The following is a 25,125-nucleotide window of genomic DNA, read 5'->3' as shown; positions in this document are numbered from 1 at the left end:
GTCGGTGACGGTGAATACGCGGACGCCCTGGCCCCGAACCGGTTAGACAAGGAGAGCTCGCCATGGGTATGCGCCCAGATCCCACCTTTCATGCGTCACCGAAACTCGCCATGGATGCGCCCGCGGAAGAGTACGCGTACACGGTGCTTCTCAGCCCCGACTTCTCGCAGCCCGACGCGCTCGCCGTGATCGACGTGAAGCCCGGTTCGCCCACCTACAGCCAGGTGGTTCACACCGTGCCGGTGCCGTACAAGGGGGACGAGTTCCATCATTTCGGCTGGAACGCCTGCTCGTCGTCGCTTTCGCCGCTGACCGGCCACGCGTTCCTCGAACGGCGCTATCTGATCATTCCGGGCATGCGTTCTTCACGCATCTACATCGTCGATACCCATCCGCATCCGACCCAGGCGAAGATTCACAAGATCATCGAGCCCGAAGAGATTTTCCGCAAAACCGGCTACTCACGTCCGCATACCGTTCACTGCGGGCCGGAAGGGATTTACGTCAGCACGCTGGGCGGCGCAGGGGAAGATGGCACCGACGGGCCGCCGGGTATCTTCATCATGGACTGCGAAACGTTCGAAGTGCTGGGTCGCTGGGAGATCGATCGCGGGTCGCAGGAGAAGCACTACGATTTCTGGTGGAACCTGCCGCGCGACTATATGGTGTCGAGCGAATGGGCATTGCCGCCGCAGTTCGAGAACGGCATCGTCCCCGAAGATCTGCTGTCGAACCAATACGGGCACCGGATCCACTTCTGGGATCTGCGGGGCCGGCGCAACGTGCAGACGCTCGATCTCGGCGCGAACCATCAGATGGCGCTCGAAGTGCGGCCCGCGCACGATCCGAGCCGCGAGTACGGTTTTATCGGCGTGGTGGTCGATACGACGAATCTGGAAGGCTCGATCTGGACCTGGTGGCGCGAAGGTGGCGAGTTTCACATCGAGAAGACCGCCACCATTCCGCCCGAGCCCGCGGCCACCGAACAATTGCCGCCGTTGCTGCAGGGTTTCGGCGCGGTGCCGCCGCTCGTTACGGACATCGACCTCTCCATCGACGACAAATTCCTCTACGTCGCCTGCTGGGGCACCGGCGAGATGCGCCAGTACGACGTGACGGAACCCCGCAAGCCGAAGCTCACCGGATCAGTTCATATCGGCGGGATCGCACGGCGCACGCCTCATACGAACGGCAAGAACTTCGCGGGCGGTCCGCAGATGGTGGAGATCAGCCGCGACGGCAAGCGTGTCTACTGGACCAACTCGCTCTATTCGACGTGGGACAACCAGTTCTACCCGGACGGCGTGCCGGCGGCGCAGGTCATGGCGCGAGCCGAACCTGGCGGCGGCCTCACGTTGGCCGACGAATATTGGGTGACGTTTCCGGAGGGCTACCGCGCTCATCAGATCCGGCTCGAAGGTGGAGACTGTTCGACCGATTCGTTCTGTTACCCGTCGGTGGGCGTTTGATTGGGGGAGGCTGGTCGCAGACCGGCTTGTGGCTGGCCATTCTGGCGAGCGGTCTCTATCACGGGATCAACCCGGCAATGGGATGGCCGCTCGCCGTGTCGAGCGGTCTGATGGAGCGGCGCGCGCGGGCGTTGTTCGGCGCGCTCGTCTATCTCGCGGTCGGGCATGTGCTGGCCGTGTTACTGGTGATGCTGCCGTTCGCCATGCTGACCGTCCTGCTCGCCTGGCAGCGCGCGATACAGGTCGGCGCCAGTCTGCTCGTGATCGGCTTCGGTGTGTTTCTGCTGATCCGGCGACGCCATCCGCGTGTCCTCGTGCGAATTCCTCCGTCACGGCTCACGCTGTGGTCGTTCGCCGTTGCCATTGCGCACGGCGCCGGACTGATGCTCGTACCGATCTATCTCGGGCTGTGTAGCGCTTATGACATGGATCGAGGGCACCGGGCCGCGCAAACCCTGGTCGAAGCCAATCTCGGCATGGCGCTGCTCGTCTCAGGTGTACATGCCTGCGCGATGATGGTTGCCGGTGGGCTTCTGGCCTGGCTGGTCTATCGTTACCTGGGGTTGAAGTTCGTGTCGCGGAGCTGGTTCAATCTGGATGCGGTGTGGGCGTTGAGTCTTGTTCTGGTTGGCGCGCTCTCGCTGGCGCTCAACGCAGCGGTGGTCGGCGAGGTTTGAGCGGGCGTGTGTACGTTTTCGCTGGCCGAACCGCATGAGCCCGCAGCGCAACGCATATACGGCTGGCAGCGCATCGGCCAGCCCCATCACGAGCGGCTAGCGCGCCTTCAGCGCCTGTGCCGCATCACTTCCCAGCAGTCGCGATGGTCCATCCGCCTGAGTTGGCGGCGCCTGCTCATCTCGCGCCAATAATGTCCGGCGACCAGCAGCATGGCGACGCCCAACCCGCATAGACCCACGACGATTCCCGCCGCTGATTCGGCCATGCAACACTCCTTGACTGTGAAACTGATCAAGCGATAGGTGTCATTCGTCGTTCGGGATACGAGCGGCGGCCTTCAGAAATATCTGTCCGTCAGCGGTAATGAGCGGGCGTTGCTGCCCGGAAGCGAGGTCTTCCAGCGTGACGAGTTGGCGCTCCAGAAGCGCTTCCAGATCGGCACCGTCCAGACTCAGCAGATCCGGTGCATCCTTGAGCAACATAAGGGTCGCGAATTCGTGTGGACTGAGCATCGTTGTCTCCTGGCTGAGCTTGCTGCCTGGCTGGGAACCTGATCCGTTGACCTCGTGTTGCGAGCAGGATCAATTCGGGGTGTCGGCTGCGCGATGTCATTGTGTCGCGCGCCGAGGTGCCCATCTTAATGCTCAGGCCAGCGAAAGATCAACATGTGGGAAAGGCTTTTTTCGATCTGCTTTGCGTCATGGGTTCGTCAGCGCATACTTAATGCGTGCGACATCTGTCCTGACGAATAGCCTGGCAGCGCTTCCATACACCAGCCTCTCTACTCGAAGCGAGGCCCGTATGCCGGGCGCCGCGATCGAAACCTGAAGGAGACATCAGTTGACCACCTTCGTCCTACGTAACGGCGCGCTTCTCGATCCCACCCGTCCTGATCTGCTGGAAGGCTTTGAAATTCTCATCGAGGATGGCTTCGTGCGCGAAGTCTCCGACAAGCCGATCAAAAGCAGCAGCGCGCATGTGATCGACGTCAAAGGCAAAACGATCATGCCGGGTCTGATCGATCTGCATGTGCATGTCGTTGCGATCGAATTCAACTTGCCGCGCGTGGCGACGCTCCCCAATGTGCTCGTCACGCTGCGCGCCGTGCCGATCATGCGCGCGATGCTGCGGCGCGGTTTCACCACCGTGCGCGACGCGGGCGGAGCGGGGTATCCATTCAAGCAGGCGGTCGAGTCGGGGCTCATCGAAGGTCCGCGCCTTTTCGTCTCCGGCCGCGCGTTGAGCCAGACGGGCGGTCACGCCGATCCGCGCGCCCGCTCCGACTACATGCCGCCCGATGCTCCCTGCGGATGCTGCGTGCGGGTGGGCGCGCTCGGCCGCGTGGCGGACGGCGTCGATGAAGTGCGCCGCGCCGTGCGCGAGGAACTGCAGATGGGCGCGGACCAGATCAAGATCATGGCGTCGGGCGGGGTGGCTTCACCTACAGATCCCGTCGGCGCGTTCGGCTACTCGGAAGACGAGATCCGCGCCATCGTCGCCGAAGCACAGGGGCGCGGCACGTACGTGCTGGCGCACGCCTATACGCCCGCGGCGATCGCGCGCGCCGTGCGGTGCGGCGTGCGCACGATCGAACACGGCAATCTGATCGACGAGGAGACCGCACGCCTCGTCGCGGAGCACGGCGCGTATGTCGTGCCCACGCTCGTCACTTACGACGCGCTCGCCAGCGAAGGCGAGAAATACGGACTGCCTCCGGCCAGCATTGCGAAGGTCGCGGACGTGCATGGCGCGGGTCTGCATTCGATCGAAATCATGAAGCGCGCCGGCGTGAAGCTGGGCTTCGGCACGGACCTGCTCGGCGAGGCGCAGCGGCTGCAAAGCGATGAGTTCCGGATTCTGGCCGACGTGATGTCGCCGGCCGAGGTGATCGCGAGCGCGACGCTCGTCGGCGCGGAAGTGCTCGGCATGCAGGACAAGCTCGGCAGAATCATGCCGGGCGCGCATGCCGATCTGCTGGTGGTCGACGGCAATCCTTTGAAGTCCGTCGATTGCCTGTTAGGTCAGGGCGAGCATATTCCGCTCGTCATGAAGGATGGCCGGATCTTCGTCAACGAACTCGAAAGCGCTTGACCGTACCCGCGCGCGTGCGCGCCGCCCCCGTGTCCTGATCGGAGCTTGCCCCATGTCGATGATTGCCGCCCGTATCGAGCGCTTGCCGTTTTCAGGTTTTCACCGCCGTTTATTGCTGATGGGCGGCCTTGGCTACACCTTCGACGCGATGGATGCCGCCGTGCTCGCGTTCCTGCTGCCGGTGCTGCGCACGCAATGGGGCTTGACTAGCGTGCAGACCGGCGTGCTGGGAAGCGGTACGTTCATGGGCTATTTCTTCGGCGCGATGCTCGCGGGCATGCTCGGCGACATCATCGGCCGACGCAAGGTCATGATGTATGCGCTCGTGATCTACTGCGTCGCCTCGCTTGCCAGCGCGCTCGCGAACGACTGGGGCTTTTTTCTGGCGACGCGCATTGTCGCCGGGCTGGGGACGGGAGCGGAAAGCGCCATTGTCGCGCCGTTCCTCTCGGAGTTCGTGGCGCGGCGGTATCGCGGCAGTTTCACCGGCAGCCTGGCGGGATTTTTCTCGTTTGGCTTCGTGGCGGCTGCACTGCTCGGCTATCTGGTGATCCCGCTCGCGCCCAATGCATGGCGCGCGGTCATGGTCATCACCGCACTGCCCATCGTGATGCTGCTCTGGTGGCGTCGCGCGTTACCCGAGTCGCCGCGCTGGCTCGAGGCACGCGACCGGCACGCGGAAGCCGATGCGATCGTGTCGCGCATGGAAGCGGAGGTGACGAAGTCCGGCGTGCGGTTGGAGCCATTGCCTGCCGTGCGCGAGGAAGCCGTTCCGCTCGCCGCCGGACGAGCCTCGATCATCGCCAACGTCAAGGCGTTATGGGCAGCGAAGCTGGCGCGCATCACGGCCATGACCTGGCTGATGTGGCTATCCATCACGTTCAGCTACTACGCGTTTTTCACGTGGATTCCCGGTTTGCTCGTTCAGAACGGAATGACGATCACGCGAAGTTTTTCATATTCGCTCGTGATTTACATTGCGCAGATCCCTGGATACTTTTCGGGCGCGTGGCTCAACGAGAAGATCGGCCGGCAGGCGACGATTGCGTCGTACATGATCTTGGGCGGCATCTCGGCGCTCGGGCTCGCGTTGACGGGTACGGATACAGGCATCATGGTGTCGGGCATCCTGCTTTCGTTCTTCATGAACGGCACCTATGCCGGCGTTTATGCCTATACCCCGGAAGTGTTTCCCACCGACGTGCGCGCGACAGGCACCGGGCTCGCTTCGTCGATTGGCCGGCTGGGTGCGATCGCCGCGCCTATCCTCGTCGGATACGTCTATCCGCGGCTGGGTTTCGCCGGCGTGTTCGGGGCGACGACGCTGGTGCTGCTGATCGGCGCGCTGGCGGTGCTGCTCATGGGCGTGCCGACGCGCGGAAGATCGCTGGAAGACATTGCAGCAGGGCAGATCAATCCGTGAGGAAAAGCAGGCGCGGCTATCGCGACGACCAGTCCACCTGCGCGATGGAGCTTGCGCGAATGCTTGAATCACAAAGGGCTGAACGCGCGGCACCGTGTCCAGCCCTGTAAGCCACCCTCAAGCGCGGGTCGGCGCGACCGCCGTGCGCGGCCGCAGTGTTGCCATGATCAGATACGTGCCGCCGCCGATCAGCACGCCGAAGAACCAGCCGTAGGTATTCCACCAGACCGGCAGCAGCGTGGTGAAGTTCGGTAGAAAGGTCGAAAACACGCTGCCGATCGCCGCCGCGATCAACGCGTTGACGTTCCAGCCGCCTTCGTAACGGTACTCGCCGTGCTCCTGATAAAGCGCCGCCACGTTGATGTTGCCCTTGGCCACCAGATAGTAGTCGACCAGAATGATCCCCAGCAAAGGGCCCATCGTCGCGCCGATCGCGTTGACGAAGTGTGCGGCGTTGCCTTCCCACGGCGCGAACGGGTAGAGCACCAGCGCGATGGCCGCGGCAATGTAGCCGCCTTTCTTGAAACTGATCTGCCTGGGGAACACGTTGGAGATGTCGAACGCGGCCGAGACGAAATTGGCGACCACGTTGATGCCCAGCGTGGCGACCGCGAAGGTCAGCGCGGCGATGAACGCCAGTACCCAGCTATCGAATTTGGCGGAGATCTGCTCGGGGTGCAGCAGCACCTCGCCATACACCTTGAAGGCGGCGATGGTGGTGATGCCGGCGACCAGCGAGAACGCGATCAGATTGACCGGCAGGCCCCACAGATTGCCTTTCTTCACGGCGTCGCGATTCTTCGCGTAGCGCGAGAAGTCGCAGAAGTTCAGGTACAGCGCCGCGAAGTAGGTGATCCAGGTCGCGCCCACCGCCATCAGCGCCCAGAACGAGCCGGGATCGCCGCTGACACCGGCGTCTCTGGTTTTATCGAGCAGCACGTCCATCGGAATGCCGTGCGAGAACGAGAAGCCGCCGGCCTTCACGCACAGCCCGATCGCCAGAATCAGCATCGCGACCCACACCGCCGGGCCGGCCCAGTCCTGGAACTTGCGTACCGTCTCCATGCCCTTCTGGATGATGAGCAGTTGCAGCGCCCAGATAACCACGTAGCAGATCACCTCCAGCGCCGAGTGGCCGAGGAAGTGCGTGCCCTTGTAGAACGCCATCAGGCTGTCGTTGCGGATGAGCAGCGCGACCAGCGCGCCCGCCGCCGCGGCCGTCTGCGCGCCGTACCAGAAGCAGGCCACCACGGCGCGCACTAGCGCCGCGAGATTGGCGCCCCACACGCCGAATGAAGCACGCGCCAGTACCGGATAAGGCACGCCCGTCTTCTCGCCCGCGTAGCCGATCAGGTTCATCAACGCGTAGATCACCAGCGAGCCGATCCCGATCGCCAGCACGAAGTTCGTGAACGTGCCGCACAGCAGGAACAGGCTGGCGGCGAGGTAGTAGCCCCAGAGGCTGTGCACGTCAGAGGTCCAGACATTGAAAATGCTGAAGGCACCCCAGTTGCGCACCCTTGAAGGGGCGAGATCTTCGTTGTAGAGGCCGGGCGAAGGGTCGCGGATTTCCATTTGTCATCTCCTTTGAGTTCGTGGAACCGAGGAAACACCGCCGGAAGTCCCCGGGCGGCACTACCCCCGCGTCTGAAGCAGGCTCGTATGCCAGAACTGTATGCAGTTTGCTGCGCGGGGCTGAATGGGTTAACCCTAAAGCCAGGAGCATGCCGACGCAAACTCGCTGCCAGCGCCTGTCCCGCGACGATATGCGCGGAAGCGCACAGAGCGGGCCCGAACCCGGCGCTAGTCTGATCGATGGCGCAGAGAAGTCTTCGCCGACATCAGGGAGTCGCGCTGTCGCGCGCAATGCACGTTTACGCCATCAGGTGCCATCGATGCGTCTCCAGGCCGCTCACTACGCGTTGTTCCTTATCTGCGCATGCCTGTCCATCCCGGACGCCCTGGCCGACGATGCCGCCGGCGTCGTCAAGACGGTCAAGGGCACGGTGCAGATCGAGCGGTCCGGCGCAAGTTCGGGCGCGGCGATCGGCAGCGAGGTGTATGGCAAGGATCGGATCGTGACCGGTCCGCAATCCTCCGTCGGCATCACACTGCGCGACACGACCCAGCTCTCGGCCGGCGCCGATACCATTCTCGACCTCAATCAATTCGCCTTCAATACCACGACCCATGGCGGCGTGCTCGACGCTTCCGTTAAACGCGGTTCTCTCGCCGTGATTTCCGGCAAGCTGGCGAAAGCGAATCCGGATGCCGTCCGGTTCAGCACGCCGACTACCACGCTCGGCGTGCGCGGCACCCAGTTCATCATCGAAGTCGGCGGTAAAGGGGAGGGCGCGCGTTGAAGGCCGCGATTCGACGTTACGGGCTGGCGTGGGCAGCGGCATGCGTCATGCTCGCTTCGCTGGCCGCGTGTAGTACTCCGGACAAAATTATTCTATTGCCGGATCCCGACGGCAAGGTCGGCGCGGTGGTGGTTCACAGCGCCACCGGCGAACAGACCATCGACAAGGCTTACGCCGGCGTCGACGTCACGAAGGGCGGCAGCATCGAGACAACGGTGGATAGCCAGTCCAGCGTGCAGGCGCGCTACGGCGAACTGCTCGCGGCCCGGCCGCCGCGGCCCATGACATTCACGATCTATTTTCTGTTCGACTCCGCCACCGAATTGGCCCCGGAGTCGGTCGCCACCGTGCAGAAACTGAAGACGGTCCTCGCGACCTGGCCCGCGCCTCAACTCGTGGTGGTCGGTCATACCGACCTGGCCGGGTCGCAGGAATTCAATGACAGACTGTCCATGCAGCGGGCGCAGACGGTTGCCGCGTTCCTGATCAAGCAAGGCATTCCCGCCCAACGGATCGAGACCGCAGCCCGTGGCAAGCGCGAGCCGCTGGTCCCCACGGCGGATGGGGTGCCCCATCGCATGAACCGGCGCGCGGTCATCACCATCCAATGACTCGCGCCAGACCGCGTGTTCAATGGTCGTGCCGTCGATGAAACGCTACTTCGCCCCATGGGTTGCGCGGACCAGGCATCTGCTGAGGTCGGCCCAGGGGCGCCCGGTGGCACTGATACTGTTGTTCAGCCTGAGCCTGCTCAATCTCACCAGCGAATGGCCGAGCGACATACCGCGCCCGGCTTTCGTCGACACGATCGACGAGACGCTGCCCGACTCTTTCAAAACCGCCCGGCAAATTCTGTTCGACCAGTATCAGCGTCACTACCCGCGCGTTCCGACTGCGCAGCCCGTGACTATCGTGGAGATCGACGAGGAGACCCTGGCGAGCGTCGGTCAATGGCCGTGGCCGCGAGACCGACTCGCGACCCTGGTCGATGCGATCGACGCACTGAAACCGCTGGCAATCGGCCTCGACATTTACATGCCCGAGCCGGATCAGACCTCGCCCGACAAGGTGGCCGCCGATCTGCCCAAATCGGCAGCGGCGCTGGCCGCAGGCTTGCGGGCGCTGCCGAGCCACGAAGCCATTCTCGCGCGCTCGTTGCGCGCGGCGCCGACCATACTGGGCGCCGCGCCGCTCGATCATGCCGGGTTTGCGGCCCGCACCGACATGCGCAGCGCGCCGATCCTCGTGCACGGCGCCGACCCGCTCGACTCGGTGCAACGCTACGACTATGTACTCGCCAGCCTGCCGGAATTGCAGGCGGCGGCTCACGGACAGGCGATGTTGAGCGTGGCGCTCGAGCAGGGCGTGGTGCGGCATATTCCGCTCGTCATGGGCTTGAGGGACAAGCTCGTCCCCAGCCTGCCGATGGAAATGCTGCGTCTCGCCACCGGATCATCCGCGATCGACGTCTTTGCCGATTCGTCGGGCGTGCAGGCGGTGGGCGTCGCTGACGTGCAGGTGCCCACGCAGCCCGGCGGCGACATCTGGCTGCATTTCGCGTCCATTCGCTCGACGCTCGGCCGCTACGTGTCGGCACGCGACGTCCTGCAAGGGAAGGTCGACCCCGACCGGATCCGCAACAAGCTGGTGCTCGTCGGCCTGACAGGTGCCGGCTTGACCGACATGCGCACGACCGCACTGCGGGAACTGGTGCCGGGTATCGAGATTCAGGCGCAAGTGATCGAGACGATTGTCGAGGGACGGTTCCTGCGCCGGCCCACCTGGCTGAAATGGGCGGAAAGCGCCTTCATCATGACGTTCGGGCTGCTGATCATCTGGTATGTGCCGCGGCGCCAGTCGCGCTTCGCGGTGTTCATGCGGACCGTCCCGAAGGGATCCACCGTGCTGGGCTTACTGCTGCACCTGCTGAACGTGTTGTGCTGCTTTCTGATTTTTATCCGCTTCGGGCTGCTGGTCGACGCGGCTTCGATTTTCATTATTCTGTCCGCCGTCATGGGCAGCTTTCTTACGCCCGCATTGCTTCACGCCGACGAACCAGTCAGAACGGAAACCGCGCCCGCGCACGGGTGTGAAGAAGGCGGCGATCGCACCGGCAAAGCGCCGGAAGCTTGAAAGAGACTCTGGTTGCAGTCGAAGCGCGCCCCCCTGAATGAGGTCGGGTTGCAGCACATCCGGCTGCAATTCTACGAGTCATCCAGGCGAGCACGAAACGTCATTATTCCATCGAATCGTGGCGGCTGGGTGACGACACGCACTAAGCCGAGGCCGGCGAAATTCACGTTGCGCACGCGTGGCGAATCCGGGTCGCTACGCTGCAGCGCAACGAATCGAAGATCGTGGTTGCTGCGCTGGGTGAGCGCGTAATCGGGCCATGTTCCGCGCGTGAAACTTTCTCCGCCAATAACCGTATATACTGTTTATACCGTTAATTTTTATAGGGATATTTTTATGAGCGCACCGAGCCTGAAGAAAGCAACGAAGAAGACTTTTCACTTCCCGAAGGGTGCCGACACCGCCCCCGAGACCACGCCCGAAACCGAGGCCAAGGTTGCCGAACCCACCGCGACCGTCGCGGTGAAAAAGAAGAGCGCGAGCGCGAAGAAAGTGTCGAAGGAAAAGAAGGTTGCCGCCGACGCAGCGGCGCCTGTCAAAGCAGCCGTGGCGGTCAAAGAAAAGCGCGCGAAAAAAGAGAAAGTCGTGCGCGACAGCTTCACCATGCCGAAATCGGATTACGACAAGATTGCTGCGCTGAAACAGAAATGCCTGGAAGCCGGCGTGTCCGTGAAGAAGGGCGAAATCCTGCGTGCCGGACTGGTTCTGCTCGAATCCGCGGCACTGAAGCGTCTTCTCGCGGCCGTGTCCGCAGTGGAGCAGGTCAAGACCGGGCGTCCTGCGAAGTCGTAGGCATTGGCGAGCGCCGGCTCGTTGCAAGCGCCGGCCCTGCGGGTCGCTATATGCTGCGCGCAGGCGCGTCGATCAGCGAGAGAAGTGGACGGCGAGATCAGCTGCGTGGCTATAGTCGCCGGGCAGTCTCGATGTACCGTTGGACGCCATGGCCAGCACTTCGACGATTCCCTTCGTCGAAGTACTGACCGGCAGCGCGCCCACCTCCGCGACCTTCGCCCAGGTACAACGCGTAATTTCGTTGCTGGGCACGGGCTGGTCGCCATCGGCAAGCGTCGCGACAAATACGTGGTGGCAGGTGTGAATGCCGGTAAAGCCGAACAGATACCGCATGTCCCTCGCAAGAAGGCGCGTTTCCTCCATCAATTCGCGCATTGCGGTTTCACGCAGATCTTCCCCTGTCTCGGGCCTGCCGCCGGGCAGCGACCAACGCGTGCCTTCCCGGCTGACCAGGAGGATTCGCCTGCCAAGCTGGCAGACAACAGTCGCTCGTTGCTTCACAGTGTCTCTCATGTTTTTGTGCCGCGTTGCGTCGAGCATGTCGCATGCCTAGGTCGGGCGATGCGGGCCACACAGCGGGCACTATCGTCGGGACGGCGACAAAATCTGCGCGCCATGCCGCCCGTCCGGGCATGGACGGCGCGATCATCGATCGTCGTTTTAAAGTGTGACAATATTGTGGCGCCTTCGATCGAAGGCCCATGAACATCACGCGATGTCGGTAGTGATCCGGTCGCGCGCGCTGCTGTCCGCGAGGCTTTCCAACGCCTGGCTCCCGTCCGTGCGAGCGGCGTCCTCGACCGCGAAGGTTGTTTCGCTGAAGGCGATCAGTTTGAATCCGCTTCCCTTCGCGCGCGGAACCGTGATGCCCCAATGCCAGCCTCCGGCTTGCTCGAAGACATGCAACACGGGGACGGTTGGAGTGTGTGAAGACTGAGAAGTCGTCATGGCGCATTCTCCCGTCATATTGCGACCATGGGTGCACGATTGCAGTTGCCCCACCCTCAGTCTACAGGTATTTGCTGCACTGCAATATACCGACCGTGGTAAAAACGTCGAATCGCGAAGCGTCATAATTTTGAAAAGATTCGCCGCTCGCCGGGATATGCGAACATGAATTGACGAATTATTGATCCGACATGATCTACGGGGGCTCCATGAGTAGCGATTCGCTCATTTGGGCAGCAGTGCCGCACAATAGTGACGGCGTTGTCTTTCAGATTCGCATCGTCCACGGACTTCAACGTTTCCATGTATCGCGCCGCGCGCTCGAAGATGTGTTCGACCTCGAACCCCACGCTTCGGACGCGAAACAACTGCAGCATTTCTATTCGCATCTGACGCGCATCCTCGCCCGGGCCGGCGAGAAGCGTTCGGTCTGCGGTTCCAATACCGTTGCACTTCAGGCAGCCGACTTCAGGTCGACGAGCAGAGAGCCGCTCGCATCGAGTCGACATGCAATGGCATGAAGCGCGGCGTTAGCTGCGCCACTGCCGAAACTGCGTCTACAGCCAGCGCCAGATGCCTGCGGCCCAGCCGGTGAGCGGGATATGAGCCCAGGTCGCCGTAAGCCAGACGACCAGGCCGCCCAGCAGCGCATGCATGCCGAACCCGCCCAGCCGCGCGCGGCCGGCGGCGATCGCCGCGAACGGCAGGTAGCTGGTCTGCGATTCCCATGCGCGCCAGAGTTCCGGTTGGAGCCGCTCCTTCTTCCGGTCCTGCAGCGCAGCGCCGACCAGCGCGAGAACCACCATGGCCGCTGCAAGGATGACGTTCTTGGCCACCGGAAACACGGCGATGTGGCACAGCCCCCACAGCGCGATCGACCACATCATCGGGTGGCGCGTTACCGCGAACACGCCGCACGCGGCGTCGGGAAACGGACCGGGCCGGCCGCCGGTGGGCAGTGCCGGATTGCGTATCAGGGAACCCATCAGCAGGATCGACGCGATCAGCATGACCACGGTCGCAATCGCCCAGAGTCCGTCGCCTGCCGGCCATAGCGGCGCGGAGAGGGGTGCCTTGATGTAAGCGACGATTAGCCAGCCGAGCGTCACGAACGCGACCAGCGAATAGACACCCAGGAACGGCGTTTCGCCGATTGCGCCGACCAACGGCCTGCGCAACGGATGAGACAGGAGAAAGTGACTGCCCAGAAAGGCGATTGCCGCTGCCGCAACTGCGCTGATGCTTCCCATTGACACGGCTCCTCAAGTGGTTGACCGCGGCGCCGTCATGGTCGACGGCGCGGTGCATGGGCTCCCGACCTTGAAACAGGGCTTCGCCCGTCCGCCACTCTCGCACACTCCAGCATTGCGCAGCGCAAAGACAAACGGTGCGGCTCCGATACCTACATCGGAGCTCGCACCGTAACCTCGCAGTTTATTTTCACCCGATGGGGCAGCGTTCCGTCAGGGCGGCAACCCGGACGGAAGCGCGCCGCCCTTTCAGGCGAGGTCGAAGCGATCGAGGTTCATCACCTTGACCCATGCGGCGACAAAGTCGCGGACGAATTTCTCCTTGCCGTCCTCGCTGGCATAGACCTCGGACAGCGCCCGCAACTGGGCATGCGAACCGAACACCAGATCGACGCGGCTACCGGTCCACTTCACCGCGCCGGTTTTGGCGTCGCGTCCCTCGAAGACGGTACGCGCCGGCGAGACCGGTTTCCATTCCGTGCCCATGTCGAGCAGGTTGCGGAAGAAGTCGTTGGTCAGCGTTTCCGGCTTGTCGGTGAAGGTGCCTTGCGGATTCTGGCCGGTCCCGACGTTCAGCGCGCGCAAGCCGCCGATCAGCACCGTCATTTCCGGCGCGGTCAGCGTCAACAATTGCGCTTTATCGATCAGCAATGCCTCGGCCGGGACCTTGATATTCTCCTTCACATAATTGCGGAAACCATCGGCGACGGGTTCGAGCGCGCCGACGGATTCCACGTCGGTCTGGTCTTGCGAGGCGTCCATGCGGCCCGGCGCAAACGGCACCGTCACCGGATGGCCGGCGTTCTTTGCCGCCTGCTCGATGCCGGCATTGCCGGCCAGCACGATCAGATCGGCGAGCGACACCTTCTTGCCGCCGGACTGCGCGCCGTTGAATTCGCTCTGGATGCCTTCGAGCGTCTTCAGTACCTTGGCCAGCTGCTCGGGCTGGTTGACGGCCCAGTCTTTCTGCGGGGCGAGGCGAATACGCGCACCATTCGCGCCGCCGCGCTTGTCCGAGCCGCGGAAGGTGGACGCCGACGCCCACGCCGTCGACACCAGTTGCGACACCGGCAGCCCCGACGCGAGAATCTTCTGCTTGAGCGAGGCGATGTCCTGTTCGTCGACCAGCGGATGGTCCACTGCCGGAATCGGGTCCTGCCAGATCAGTTCTTCCGCGGGCACTTCCGGCCCGAGATAGCGGGCGCGCGGTCCCATGTCGCGGTGTGTCAGTTTGAACCATGCGCGGGCGAAGGCATCGGCGAGCTGGTCGGGATTGTCCAGGAAGCGCCGCGAAATCTTCTCGTAGGCCGGGTCGAGGCGCAGCGCGAGGTCGGTGGTGAGCATCGTCGGCCGCTGCTTCTTCGAGGGATCGTGAGCATGCGGGATTGTCTCGTCGGCACCCTTGGCAACCCACTGGTTGGCGCCGGCCGGGCTCTTGGTCAGCTCCCACTCGTACTTGAACAGGTTCTCGAAGAAGTTGTTGCTCCACTTCGTCGGCGTGGTGGTCCAGGTGACTTCAAGGCCGCTGGTGATCGTGTCGGCGCCCTTGCCGGAGCCATAACTGTTCTTCCAGCCTAGCCCCTGTTCCTCGAGTTCCGCGCTCTCGGGTTCGGGACCGACGTTATCGGCCGGACCGGCGCCGTGCGTCTTGCCGAAAGTGTGGCCGCCGGCGATCAGCGCGACGGTTTCCTCGTCGTTCATGGCCATGCGAGCAAAGGTTTCCCGGATGTCATATGCGGCGGCAAGCGGGTCCGGATTGCCGTCCGGGCCTTCCGGGTTGACGTAGATCAGACCCATCTGCACAGCGCCCAGCGGACATTCCAGGATGCGTCCGTTGTCGTCGCGGCTGACTTCTTCGCCGTGCTTTTCGACGTCGGCGACGATCACGCCGCCGTCGTCTTCATTGCCCGCGGCGCCCTTGCCATAGCGGACGTCGCCGCCCAGCCAGGTCTTTTCGTTGCCCCAGTAGACGTCCTGATCCGGCTCCCACGTATCGGGGCGACCGCCGCCGAAGCCGAAGGTCTTGAAGCCCATGGTTTCAAGCGCGACATTGCCGGTCAGGATCAGCAGATCGGCCCAGGAAATCTTCTGACCGTACTTTTGCTTGATCGGCCAGAGCAGGCGGCGCGCCTTGTCGAGGCTGACGTTGTCCGGCCAGCTGTTGAGCGGCGCGAAACGCTGCTGGCCGCGCCCGGCGCCACCGCGGCCGTCGCCGATGCGGTACGTGCCGGCACTGTGCCAGGCCATGCGGATGAAGAGCGGGCCGTAGTGGCCGAAGTCGGCCGGCCACCAGTCCTGCGAATCGGTCATCAGCGCGGCGAGGTCCTTCTTTACCGCGGCCAGATCGAGGCTTTTGAAAGCCTCGGCGTAATTGAAGCTTTCGTCCAGCGGGTCCGACTTGCTGGAGTGCTGGCTCAGCAGGTCCAGCCGCAGTTGTTTGGGCCACCAGTCACGGTTCGTCGTGCCGCCGCCGGCGGCATGGTTGAACGGGCACTTTGCTTCGCTTGACATGCGCTATCTCCTTGTGAGGACGTACCCACCGTTTGTTCTGTCGCGGCGTCTGTCTCCTATGGCGCATTGCACGATCTCGCGCCGACAAGCAGCCGGAGCATTACCCGGTGGGCTCTCGTGAGTGTACTGGGTGTACCGCTGCGATTACATGACGCATAGGGTCTCCATCCGTTGCGCATGTCATCGCATGCTTTGGACGAGGATAGTTCGCGTCGCCGTGCCTGCTGCTGCTGCTGCTGCTGCTGCTGCTCAAAATATAGGTGAGACTCACCACCAATAGAATGAGATTAAGGCAATGCCGGCGATAGTACACGCCTATGAAATACGGCGTGCTTTCGGTGCCATAGCGCGTGCTGTCCGGCCCCATCGCTGGGGCGGACAAAGCGGGCGGCATCGACGATGAAGGGAAGGAGGGGTTAGGCGGCGGACAGAGTAGGTCCGCCGCCAGGCATCGAAGGCGGCGCTTAACCGTTCAGTGCGGCGACGAGACGGGTCAGGCGGGCCACGCGATAGCTGAACAGCGGCGAGTGCGGACAGTTTTTCAGATGTTCGACGCGATCGCGCCAGTAGGTGGGCGGGAACGGTTCTCGTGACCCGCTGGCAATGACGCGTTCCAGATGAACCAGCTCGCGTTCGAAAATGTGGTGGTGCATTGTTTGAATCCCCGTGAATGGCTAGTGTGGTCCGCTCACGCCGTCGCTAACAATCTGACGGCGCGTAGGGTTGCAAAAAGCAGATTCTGGATGGGCGAATGCGCCGTGTGTGACGCGGCCCAATAAGAAGAGCAAGCCGTCGCTGCTTGTCCCCGCAAGGGAAGGCAACGACGGCCGCGCCCCGTGGCGTCTCGCCCGGTGCATAGCCAGACGGAGTCCGCCATTTCGCGGTGACGCATCGCAACGATCCTCTCTATGGAAGCATTCGGTCGCGATGCGTCGACACACGACATTCACAGCTACAACAACAGCACAGCCCTCTCTCGGTCTGTTGCCAACGACACGGCGTCGTTGGACTCGATCAGTGCGGCAACTATGGTTCGGATCACTAACCGAACGGCCTTGGTAAAAACTGAGGGGCCAAGGTTCGGCTACGTCGGTGATTCAGCGGCAATCCGCATGTCACCGGATGTCGGTGTGTCGAACGCTTTGCAGCGCGTGATCTGGTTGGTCTCTCAGGGTCCCCCGGCTTGTCTGACGGATTTGCTGCATGTTCCGCAAGCCGCCCGTCCAGGTTGCATTTTCAGGTGGCTCGTCGTCCCACCATTTAAGCAATGACCGTGCCAAGCGCCTATCCGGCGCCAGGCGGCAGCGCCGGTAAGTTTCAGACGCGCAATTGGTCAGTCCCGTCCATGAACGACCTCAAGATTGGACGATATCGTCCATTTGGCCGTATCGGGCATGACGCGCGGGCGCTTTCGTCCAGGCGGGGCCGAAAGCGGTGGGAGCGAGGGGGCAGGGAGGGGAATGCGGGAGAATCCGGAGCGGCAAGCATTCCGCTCCGGATGGTTACGACGATAAAAGCGCGCGGCTTACGACTGCAGACTGACCTTGCTGTAAGTCAACCGGCTGGGACGTACCTTCATGCGCACCAGCGACACGAGGAAGCTGAAGCCGGCCTGATTCGGATCGATCACCGGCACATACGCGCCGAGCGCCTCGGTAAGGAGCGTGGACACGCGGCTCGCGACGTCCACGAAACCCGTGCAGCCGAGCAGAATGGCTTGCGCGCCGTCGTCCTTGATCGCCTTCAGCGCGGCCTCGAAGGTGCGAACGACCACCACGTCGATGTTGTCGAGCTGCGCGACCGGGCAATCGATCGCGCGGATCGACGCGAAGTTGTCCTGGATGCCGTAGGTTTGCGGATGACCGCGCTGCATCGCCAGCGTGCTTTGCAGGATCGTGATGATCGAGAAGCGCTGGCTGAGCGCGAGCGCGGTGAAGGCCGCGGCGGGAAAGCCGCCGATGATCGGAATATCGATCACTTCGCGCGCAGCCTCGACGCCGCACATATCGAAGTCGGTCAGCCAGATGCCGTCGAAGCCGTCGTTGGCGATCGACTGCGCGAGTTCGACCACGGGCATGCCGTTCTGCAGCCAGTTCGTACGGTTCTCGATATCGGGATGCCCGGTGGCGATATTGCGGATCTCGACCTGCACGTCCGACGGCAACACCGGCGCGATCGCCTTCATGATGCGGTCGTTGTACGCCGACGTGGCGACGGGCACGAGCACGCAGATGCGGATAGGTGAGTTCGAAGGCGTGCTCAAGATGCGTCTCCCTTGCGTGCGGTATGGAGCGTTTCAAGCGGCACATACGGCCCAAGATAGCCGAGCGTGTTCAGCAACTGCATGAAGCTGTCGAGGATCAGGCCGGGCTTGCGCAACTCGGCTTCGGCACGCCAGGCGATCAGCGTCACCGGGCGCTTGCCGATCGCGGGGTTCAACGAACCGTCTTGCTGAAGCAGATCGCCGTTGCTGAAGATCGCCTGACCTTCGCCGCCGACAAAATACGCGACGCTGTCCGGCGACAACACGATCGGCTGCGGATTGGCGCTATCCCACGCGAGCAGCGACTCGTTCTGATACAGCACCGTATAGGTCCGCTGGCCGGCCTGAATGTGCACCTTGCCGACGTCGAAGCCGCCGCTCGTATCCACCTCGGCCGAAACGAGTTCGCCGGGCTCGGAGATGGCGCGCGCGGCGAGCCCGCAATGCTCGGCGAGATAGCCGGTCATCTGCTGGGCGCTGCCGATGCGGCCGGCCTGCAACGCGCGTCCGAGTTCCAGCGCGCGCGTCAAGGTGCCATGGATCGGCGTGGCGCGGCGGATCTCGGCCGGCTTCATCACCCACATCGCGAGACCGCCAAACTGGCCGAACTCGGGGTCGGCGACGACCGGGCGCATCATCTGCTCGACGATCGCCGAGACGTCGCGCTGATGGGTCGGGCCGCCCTGGTTGCTGTTGCGCGGCGTCACGTCGAGTTCGACGCACAGGCCGCCCTGGCTCACGAGAAACGCCGGTCGCGGATCGATCTCGGCGGCGGCGAAGGTGAGCATCGGCAGCGAGGGCACGGCGCGGCCAGCGCCGTCGGCGTCGATCACCGCGAGGCCGAGTTTGGCCGCCACCAGCGCCGCCACGGTGAAGCCCAGCGCGCCGCTTTCCGGCGGCATGACGTAGGCGAGCTTGGTCGATTGCGAGGCGAGCCGGGCCTGGACGTTCTGCACGGCCGTCACGGGGCCGAGCGGATACGTCGCGGAGTTGATCGCTTCAGGCGCGCCGAGGTAGGCGACCATGACGGCCGCACCCTCGGTGGCCTCGTCGACCGACACGACCTTGACCGTGTCGGTGGGGTAATAGTCGCCGGTCACGAAGTGCTCGGCGAGATGCCGCGCGGATTCGATCGTGCCGCCGCCGCCGCTGCCGAAGAACGCTGCTCCCAATAGCAGCGGTTCCAGATCTTCCCGGCGTAATTCATATGCCATTTGCGATTCCTTTACTGTCGAGGTTGAGAGAAGCGTCCAGTTGAAGTTCGGCAAGCAGAGTCGCGGCGTTGGTGACGCGAGTGGTCGGATCCGTGGTCAGCGAGCGCAAGCCGCGCTCGAGTGTGTCGATGGCTTCGGCGCTGCGGCCGGTGGAGCGCAGCAGATCGGCGAGATAGCGCGCGGCGTCCACGCGCGCCGGCACCGAACCGAACGCGAGCGCGGTGGACAGCGCAGTGCGCAGGCCGAGTTCGGCGGCGTTCACGTCACCGAGCGCCCACTGCGCGCGCGCCCGGGTCACCAGCAGTTCGCCCAGGTAGACGCGCTCCTGGCGGGCGAGAGTCTCGTCGATCGCGGTGGCGAGAATCGCCTCGCAGGTCTTCGCGCGGCCAGCGCGCAGCAGCAGTTCACCGTGCTGCCACGTCTTGAAGGAATAGAACAGCGCACCGCCGTTGCACACGACGTGGTTGTCGTAGCCGTCGAGCATTACGGTCTCCGCTTCGTCGGAATGGCCGAGCGCACTGAGGTGGCAGGCGCGCAGCACCTGACCGACGCCACGATAAAACGCAAAGCCGTTCGCGATCGACACCGATTCGAGTTCGCTCGCGAGATGGCCGAGCCGGTCCACGTCGTCGAACAGGCAGGCGAGCCACGCGGCGCCCTGCAGGTTGACGGCATGCGCGAGCGCGTGCGCGCCCGGCTCGGACGCGCGCAGGATCAACATCTCCATGGCGCGCCGCGCCTGGCCGAATGCGCCGATCTGATACGCGGCCAGTCCTTCGAAAGTCAACGCGAGGCTGGCGAGATCGATCCCTTGCGAGCCGGTACGGGTGTCGTTGCGTCCCACGCCGAGCAGGTTGCCGCGCGCGAGACAGGCCAGCGCTTCCTCGCTGTCGCCGAGCCAGAAGAGGGTGTTGGTCATCGCGACGTGGGCTTCGTCGAGCGAAACCCGGTCGCCGCCGTTCTGCGCGCGCTCCAGCATGTTCTGCGCGGTGCCGCGCGCCTGCTTCAGCTGAAGCGTCGTCAGCTGGGTGGTCCAGATGCCGAACTGGATCGCGGCGATTTCGGCGGGTTCGCAGACGCCTTCGCCGATCGTCAGCGCGGCGGCGTAGCAGGCGGTGGCCTCCGCATAGAGCCAGCCGTGCACGCTGCGCAAGCTCATGCCGAGCAAGCGGTAGGCGTCGAACTGCAAACGGCGCACGGCCTCCTGTTCGTGAGGCGTCTGCAGCAGGTCGAGGCAACGGCGCAGCAGTGGGATCGCTTCCGCGAACTTCGACTCCTCGATCAGCGCGCTCGCGTGTTCGAGACACTTGCGCGCTTCCCTGTGGTGTTCCTCGCGCGACTTCAAACGCCGCTCGATGGTCTTGCGCCCGACGCCGAGCAGGGTGGCGGCCGCGCTCTTGTTGCCGCTGGTCCGTTCGAGCGCGCGGTCGATCAGAAGGTCTTCGGCGGCGGCGAGCTTGTCGCGGCCGTCGAGTTGCAACAGCATGTCGGCGAGACTCGCGCGCGAGACCGGCCCGCTGGTTTCATTGGCGAGAAACGGCTCGAGCGAGTCGACATCGATCAGCGTGTTTTCGGCGAGCACGCTCAACTGGCTGATCAGGTTGCGCAATTGCCGGATATGGCCCGGCCACGAATGCTGGCAGAGCCGCCGGACGGCAGCCGGCGAGAACTCGAGACGGCGCGTGTGCTGCGCTGCGAAGTGAGTGACCAGCGCGGGGATGTCCTCGATGCGCTGCTCGAGTCCGGGGACCGCGAGCACGAACACCGCGAGCCGGTAGAACAGGTCTTCGCGAAATAGCCCTTCGCGCGCGAGTTCGCGCAGGTCGCGATGGGTCGCGGCGACGACGCGCCCCGCAAAATTCAGACTGGTGGATGAGCCGATCGGACGGAAGGTCCGCGTTTCAAGCACGCGTAACAGTTTCGGTTGCAGCGCGAGCGGCAGTTCGCCGATTTCGTCGAGCAGCAGCGTGCCCTTGCCGACCTGCTGAAAAAGTCCCGGGCGGTTTTCGGCCGCGCCGGTGAACGCGCCTTTCACATGCCCGAACAGTTCGGCTTCGACGAGGTTCTCGGGAATCGCGCCGCAGTTGACGTCGACGAACGGTTGATCCTGGCGCTGGCTGTGCGCATGCACCCGGCGCGCGACCAGTTCCTTACCCGAACCCGTCGGGCCGAAAATGAGCAAAGGGTGATCGGTCGGGGCAACCCGATCGATCATCCGGACCAGTTGGCGAAACGCCGGGGCGCCGCCCACGAAGGCGCCCGAATCAGCCTTGTCGTGGGCGAACGGAACGACAGGGGTGTAACTCATTGCAAAGGACGCTCCACTTGAACCGCGTGTGGCGCTACGCGGAAATTGCCGTCGAGACGACGGAGCGGACGGTCATGCTTCGAGCGCGTTGCCGGTGAAGTCTTCCGGATGCGTTGTCGGGACCATCCGCTGCAAGAAGAGACAGAGTATGACGGCTTGTCGCCGATCTTGCCCTTTGCCAAATTAATCGTCGCAACGGCGCATTGGCGGATTTGATCGCATTGTGTTGCGCGCCGTGCAGCGCTGTCCGGGTGGAGGGAAATGAAAGCTTGCGGCGCTGCCGCGCGTTCGGCGGGAGGCGGAGTAGATGGCGTATAAGGGCAAGGCACGAATGGGTATCTTGGGGACGGCAAAAACGCGCCTGGCGGTTGCCGATGCGTTACCCGGATAACGGCTTCCCCGTCATGCTTCTTGAATCAAAGTGAGTGTGCCGCTCACGCTGCCGCGCCGCGCAGATCCTGATGGAAGGCTATGCTATGTGCGCCTCGGGTACGCCAACAACCGCGACGTGCTCGAAACAGGGCTTGCCCGAATTTCAGTTCTCGCGCAGCATCGAAACTGATTCACTGCGATCGGGGCGTGAGCGCATTCACTCCTCGCACTTCACGTCCTGTCTTCGCACGGAGATGATCACCGGATACGTGCCGTGTTCGAGTTCCACCCGCGCGACGACAGACATCGTCTCATTGTCGATATCGTCGTACACGCTGACCTTTTCGTGCCGCAGGCTCGTGAGGCCGGTACAGCCGGACGCACGACCCTCGTCGGAAACCTTGCATTGAATCGGGTTGTCCGCGAGGAAGCGATAGCGGTCTCTGTCCGGTGTCGCCAGATAGTCGCGAAAGCTCTGCGCCGACCCGCCAATGCCGGTGACATACCCGATCGCACACTGCAGTCTGGGTGTGTCGCTGCTCCCGGATGTCTGCGCGGTTGCGGCCGTGCTTGCAACCGTGCTTGCGGCCGCGACGAGCGCCGCGAGGGTCGATGCGAGGAGATATTTCATGGCGCGAATCAAGCTTGTCGGGTCGAAGTGCTGGATTGTAATGGCATCTCCGCAAGCATGCTCCGCTAGACGTTGAACAGCTCGCTGCGTGCCGCGTCCAGAATCATCGCGACTGCCGGATGGCTAATCCGGCGCTCGATCGAGATCGCAAAGAATTCCTCGACGATGGAATTGATCTGCCCGACCGTCGTGAGTTTGTGCTCGGCCTGTAGCTGACTTTCGAGCACGGTGGGCGCGAACAGCAAGCCGCGGCCCTCGCGGGCAAACGCTATGGTCATCGCCCCGTCGTCGAACTCGCCGACGATGCGCGGCGAAATGGCATGAGACGCCAGCCAGTGATCGAGCTTGCGGCGCACCGCCGATTCCGTGCCGGGCAGCAGCACCGGCAACTGGCCAAGCGACAGCGGGAAGCGTTTCTTGCCGCTCTGAATCAGCGCCTCCGTGCCGAAGCAACTGAGCGTGGAACGGCCGAGGCGATGGTTGAACGCCTTGATATTGACGTCGGCGGGAATCGGGGCATCCGCGATAATCAGGTCGAGGCGATGCAGCGCCAGTTGCGCGAGCAGCGCATGCTGCTTGCCCTCGTGGCAGATCATGCGCAGCGATACGGACGCGCTCAGCGCGGGTTCCAGCAGCCGGTACGCGATCGCCTTCGGCACCGAATCCGCAATGCCGACGCGAAACCGTGTTTGCGGGCCCGCTTCGTTCTCGCGCCGCACGGCGCTTTCGAGCTCCGAGCCCAGCGAGAATATTTCGTCGGCGTAATCGAGCGCCAGGCGGCCCGCGTCGGTCAATTCGAGCGTGCGGCCGCTTTTCCTGAACAGCTTCTTATCCAGCGCTTCTTCGAGCAGTTTGATCTGGCCGCTCAGCGTTTGCGGCGAGATGTGCAACTGCTCGCCCGCTCGAACGATGCCGCCCGCATGCGCCGCAACCCAGAAGTAATGCAGATGCTTGAAGTTCACAGTTGCTCCACAGATTACACAACACTACGATTTTCTCGAAGTGTCTGTATAAAAAATACGCATTTTACGTTATCTCACGTTCAGGTAGATTGAGGTCTCGCCCAAGGGTTCATGCGGGGCGGCTCACGATAGTTGACGGAGGTGGCAGATGGCATCGGTTGCACAGTTTCTGCGTTCAAAAACGTCCCAGACAGTCTGGTCGACCCAGGCGTCCGCTTCGGTCTACGACGCGGTCGCGATCATGGCTCACCGCCGGGTGGGCGCGCTCATCGTCGTCGACAACGGGCGCGTGGCCGGCATCGTCACGGAGCGCGATTACGCGCGCAAGATCGCGCTGATGCACCGTTCGTCAAGGAATACGCCGGTGCGCGACATCATGTCGACGACCGTGCGCTATGTCGGCCCGGAGCAGACCACCGAGGAATGCATGGCCCTCATGACGGAATACCGGATCCGCTACTTGCCTGTCATTACGCAAGGGCAGGTGATCGGCATGGTGTCGATCGGCGACCTGATCAAGAACCTGATTGCGGAGCAGGAGGACACGATCCGGCAGCTGGAGCACTACATTCATGGCAACAGCGTTCAGGTCGGCCATCGCGGCTTACAAACGCACTCGCCGGCCGGTTTTGCCACCTGAAAAAATATTACTGTTCGTAATGCATTCGGCGCAACGGAAAAGAGCGCGCGAAGCGCGCAGTCCCCTGACTAATCAAAGAGGCTTTATATGTACACGCAGATCATCAACCACCTTCGACGGGCGGCCGGCGCAGTGACGCGCGGGACGGCGGCGCTCGGTCTCGCAGGGCTCCTTGCTCTCGGCGCCATCGCTTCGAACGATGCCGAAGCGAAGCGCGTGGGCGGCAGCCAAAGCATCGGCCGTCAATCGCAATCGGCGTCGCCGTCCGGGCCGGCGCAGCGCAGCCAGCAAGCTCAACCAGCACAGCAGAGCGCGCAGGCCCCGGCAGCCGCGGCGGGTAATCGCTGGATGGGCCCGCTCGCCGGGCTCGCGGCCGGACTCGGCATCGCGGCGTTGCTGTCATCGTTTGGCCTTGGCGAGGGACTCGCGCAATTGATGTCCAATGCATTGCTGATCGGCGCGGTGATTCTCGCGGGCGTCATGCTGTTCCGCTTTATCGCCAATCGGCGGCGTCCGGATCTCGCTTATGGACACGGCGCCGCGAGCCGGCAGCAAACTGGCGGCTCGCCAATTCTGAATCAGATGGGTCAAGCGCGGCCTGAAACGAATTTCCGGGGCTGGCCGCGTGCCGCGATGGGTGCGGCGGGAGCAGCGGATGCCGTGAAGGCGCCCGAGCTTTCGCCCGGTCCGGATCAGGCGACGTTTCTCGTCTCGGCAAAGACGATGTTCATGCGGCTCCAGGGTGCATGGGACCGGAACGAGCAGGGCGATCTGTTCGAGTTGACGACGCCGGAGATGTTCGCGCGTCTCAAGCAGGATCTGGAAGCGCGCGGCCGCGAGCCGAGCCATACGGAAGTGCCGCAACTCGAAGCCGAAGTGCTCAGCACTGAAAGCAATCCGGATGGAACGCTGGTCAGCGTGCGCTTTTACGGTCAGATACGGGAAGACGATGCACAGACCGCGCAGCCGTTCCAGGAAATCTGGAACCTCGTCAAGCAGCCGCAAGGTGATCAGGCGTGGCGGCTGGCCGGTATCCAGCAGATCGGCTGATAGCGGCAAGGTTGAGGCCGGCGCGAA

Annotated in this window: 24 protein-coding genes; 11 read left to right on the top strand and 13 right to left on the bottom strand. The window is 63.4% G+C overall.

Features of this window, described 5'->3' with window-relative positions; genetic code table 11:
• Nucleotides 1-62 precede the first annotated feature (62 nt).
• Together B0G71_RS10320 and B0G71_RS10315 are read left to right on the top strand one after the other, a co-directional pair.
• Nucleotides 63-1,469 (top strand): selenium-binding protein SBP56-related protein, encoded by a 1,407-nt coding sequence (locus B0G71_RS10320; protein ID WP_116141455.1) that lies wholly within the window; start codon nucleotides 63-65, stop codon nucleotides 1,467-1,469.
• Nucleotides 1,466-2,146, top strand: a complete 681-nt coding sequence (locus B0G71_RS10315) for a hypothetical protein (protein ID WP_116141453.1) — start codon at nucleotides 1,466-1,468, stop codon at nucleotides 2,144-2,146. Before B0G71_RS10320 ends, B0G71_RS10315 begins: the two co-directional genes overlap by 4 nt.
• 107 nt (nucleotides 2,147-2,253) lie before the next feature.
• On the opposite strand, the gene B0G71_RS41305 is transcribed toward B0G71_RS10315, so the two are convergent.
• Together B0G71_RS41305 and B0G71_RS10310 are read right to left on the bottom strand one after the other, a co-directional pair.
• Nucleotides 2,254-2,412: a hypothetical protein gene (locus B0G71_RS41305; protein WP_158608150.1), complete on the bottom strand. Its 159-nt coding sequence runs from the start codon at nucleotides 2,410-2,412 to the stop codon at nucleotides 2,254-2,256.
• Nucleotides 2,413-2,452: 40 nt separating this feature from the next.
• Entirely contained in the window at nucleotides 2,453-2,659 is a 207-nt protein-coding gene (locus B0G71_RS10310) for a hypothetical protein (protein WP_106281325.1), read from the bottom strand.
• A 328-nt stretch (nucleotides 2,660-2,987) separates the two neighbouring features.
• On the opposite strand from B0G71_RS10310, the gene B0G71_RS10305 reads away from it, so the two are divergent.
• Both B0G71_RS10305 and B0G71_RS10300 read left to right on the top strand, forming a co-directional pair.
• Nucleotides 2,988-4,238 (top strand): amidohydrolase family protein, encoded by a 1,251-nt coding sequence (locus B0G71_RS10305; protein ID WP_116141451.1) that lies wholly within the window; start codon nucleotides 2,988-2,990, stop codon nucleotides 4,236-4,238.
• A 52-nt stretch (nucleotides 4,239-4,290) separates the two neighbouring features.
• Entirely contained in the window at nucleotides 4,291-5,661 is a 1,371-nt protein-coding gene (locus B0G71_RS10300) for an MFS transporter (protein WP_116141449.1), read from the top strand.
• 117 nt (nucleotides 5,662-5,778) lie between these two features.
• Here B0G71_RS10300 and B0G71_RS10295 read toward each other — a convergent pair whose 3' ends face one another.
• Complete coding sequence (locus tag B0G71_RS10295; protein WP_106281321.1) at nucleotides 5,779-7,236, bottom strand: NCS1 family nucleobase:cation symporter-1; 1,458 nt, start codon at nucleotides 7,234-7,236, stop codon at nucleotides 5,779-5,781.
• Nucleotides 7,237-7,556: 320 nt separating this feature from the next.
• On the opposite strand from B0G71_RS10295, the gene B0G71_RS10290 reads away from it, so the two are divergent.
• The 4 genes from B0G71_RS10290 (at nucleotide 7,557) to B0G71_RS10275 (ending at nucleotide 10,949) form a co-directional block, all read left to right on the top strand.
• On the top strand, nucleotides 7,557-8,024 hold the full coding sequence (locus B0G71_RS10290) for a FecR domain-containing protein (protein WP_116141447.1): 468 nt from the start codon (nucleotides 7,557-7,559) through the stop codon (nucleotides 8,022-8,024).
• Between the two features lie 47 nt (nucleotides 8,025-8,071).
• The gene (locus tag B0G71_RS10285; protein ID WP_116148474.1) at nucleotides 8,072-8,635 is read left to right on the top strand and encodes an OmpA family protein; all 564 of its coding nucleotides are present in this window, start codon (nucleotides 8,072-8,074) and stop codon (nucleotides 8,633-8,635) included.
• Nucleotides 8,636-8,741: 106 nt separating this feature from the next.
• The gene (locus B0G71_RS10280; RefSeq protein WP_258875547.1) at nucleotides 8,742-10,157 is read left to right on the top strand and encodes a CHASE2 domain-containing protein; all 1,416 of its coding nucleotides are present in this window, start codon (nucleotides 8,742-8,744) and stop codon (nucleotides 10,155-10,157) included.
• A gap of 336 nt (nucleotides 10,158-10,493) precedes the next feature.
• Complete coding sequence (locus B0G71_RS10275; protein WP_116141443.1) at nucleotides 10,494-10,949, top strand: hypothetical protein; 456 nt, start codon at nucleotides 10,494-10,496, stop codon at nucleotides 10,947-10,949.
• A 72-nt stretch (nucleotides 10,950-11,021) separates the two neighbouring features.
• Here B0G71_RS10275 and B0G71_RS10270 read toward each other — a convergent pair whose 3' ends face one another.
• Nucleotides 11,022-11,489, bottom strand: coding sequence for an NUDIX hydrolase (locus B0G71_RS10270; protein ID WP_258875546.1), 468 nt, complete (start codon nucleotides 11,487-11,489; stop codon nucleotides 11,022-11,024).
• Between the two features lie 168 nt (nucleotides 11,490-11,657).
• Nucleotides 11,658-11,897 carry a hypothetical protein gene (locus B0G71_RS10265; RefSeq protein WP_116117015.1) on the bottom strand — a complete coding sequence of 80 codons (240 nt, stop codon included), beginning with the start codon at nucleotides 11,895-11,897 and terminating at the stop codon, nucleotides 11,658-11,660.
• Between the two features lie 209 nt (nucleotides 11,898-12,106).
• Between B0G71_RS10265 and B0G71_RS10260 the strand changes: the two genes are divergently transcribed.
• The gene (locus B0G71_RS10260) at nucleotides 12,107-12,418 is read left to right on the top strand and encodes a hypothetical protein (protein WP_116148468.1); all 312 of its coding nucleotides are present in this window, start codon (nucleotides 12,107-12,109) and stop codon (nucleotides 12,416-12,418) included.
• A 36-nt stretch (nucleotides 12,419-12,454) separates the two neighbouring features.
• Here the strand turns inward: B0G71_RS10260 and B0G71_RS10255 are convergent, their stop codons facing one another.
• The 8 genes from B0G71_RS10255 to nhaR all read right to left on the bottom strand — a co-directional run bounded on the left by B0G71_RS10255 (nucleotide 12,455) and on the right by nhaR (nucleotide 23,408).
• On the bottom strand, nucleotides 12,455-13,147 hold the full coding sequence (locus B0G71_RS10255) for an NnrU family protein (RefSeq protein WP_116141441.1): 693 nt from the start codon (nucleotides 13,145-13,147) through the stop codon (nucleotides 12,455-12,457).
• Nucleotides 13,148-13,396: 249 nt separating this feature from the next.
• Complete coding sequence (gene katG, locus B0G71_RS10250) at nucleotides 13,397-15,658, bottom strand: catalase/peroxidase HPI (RefSeq protein ID WP_116141439.1); 2,262 nt, start codon at nucleotides 15,656-15,658, stop codon at nucleotides 13,397-13,399.
• A gap of 464 nt (nucleotides 15,659-16,122) precedes the next feature.
• Nucleotides 16,123-16,311 (bottom strand): hypothetical protein, encoded by a 189-nt coding sequence (locus B0G71_RS10245; protein ID WP_116141437.1) that lies wholly within the window; start codon nucleotides 16,309-16,311, stop codon nucleotides 16,123-16,125.
• Nucleotides 16,312-17,183: 872 nt separating this feature from the next.
• On the bottom strand, nucleotides 17,184-17,921 hold the full coding sequence (locus B0G71_RS10240) for an aspartate/glutamate racemase family protein (RefSeq protein ID WP_116141435.1): 738 nt from the start codon (nucleotides 17,919-17,921) through the stop codon (nucleotides 17,184-17,186).
• Nucleotides 17,918-19,135 (bottom strand): DUF917 domain-containing protein, encoded by a 1,218-nt coding sequence (locus B0G71_RS10235; protein ID WP_116141433.1) that lies wholly within the window; start codon nucleotides 19,133-19,135, stop codon nucleotides 17,918-17,920. The genes B0G71_RS10240 and B0G71_RS10235 overlap by 4 nt, the downstream gene beginning before the upstream one ends.
• Nucleotides 19,125-21,443: a sigma-54-dependent Fis family transcriptional regulator gene (locus B0G71_RS10230; protein ID WP_116141431.1), complete on the bottom strand. Its 2,319-nt coding sequence runs from the start codon at nucleotides 21,441-21,443 to the stop codon at nucleotides 19,125-19,127. The genes B0G71_RS10235 and B0G71_RS10230 overlap by 11 nt, the downstream gene beginning before the upstream one ends.
• Nucleotides 21,444-22,032: 589 nt before the next feature.
• The gene (locus tag B0G71_RS10225) at nucleotides 22,033-22,446 is read right to left on the bottom strand and encodes a hypothetical protein (protein WP_116148466.1); all 414 of its coding nucleotides are present in this window, start codon (nucleotides 22,444-22,446) and stop codon (nucleotides 22,033-22,035) included.
• Nucleotides 22,447-22,511: 65 nt separating this feature from the next.
• A complete protein-coding gene (gene nhaR, locus B0G71_RS10220) occupies nucleotides 22,512-23,408 on the bottom strand; it encodes a transcriptional activator NhaR (protein ID WP_116141429.1) in 897 nt (298 codons plus the stop codon).
• A gap of 148 nt (nucleotides 23,409-23,556) precedes the next feature.
• On the opposite strand from nhaR, the gene B0G71_RS10215 reads away from it, so the two are divergent.
• Nucleotides 23,557-24,048, top strand: coding sequence for a CBS domain-containing protein (locus B0G71_RS10215; RefSeq protein ID WP_116141427.1), 492 nt, complete (start codon nucleotides 23,557-23,559; stop codon nucleotides 24,046-24,048).
• Nucleotides 24,049-24,135: 87 nt separating this feature from the next.
• Nucleotides 24,136-25,098, top strand: coding sequence for a Tim44 domain-containing protein (locus B0G71_RS10210; RefSeq protein ID WP_116141425.1), 963 nt, complete (start codon nucleotides 24,136-24,138; stop codon nucleotides 25,096-25,098).
• The last annotated feature ends 27 nt before the right edge of the window (nucleotides 25,099-25,125 follow it).

The organism is Paraburkholderia sp. BL27I4N3 (genome assembly GCF_003386115.1).
GTDB lineage: Bacteria > Pseudomonadota > Gammaproteobacteria > Burkholderiales > Burkholderiaceae > Paraburkholderia.
Note: the sequence above shows the minus strand (reverse complement) of the source record. Positions and strands in the feature narration are given on the sequence as shown.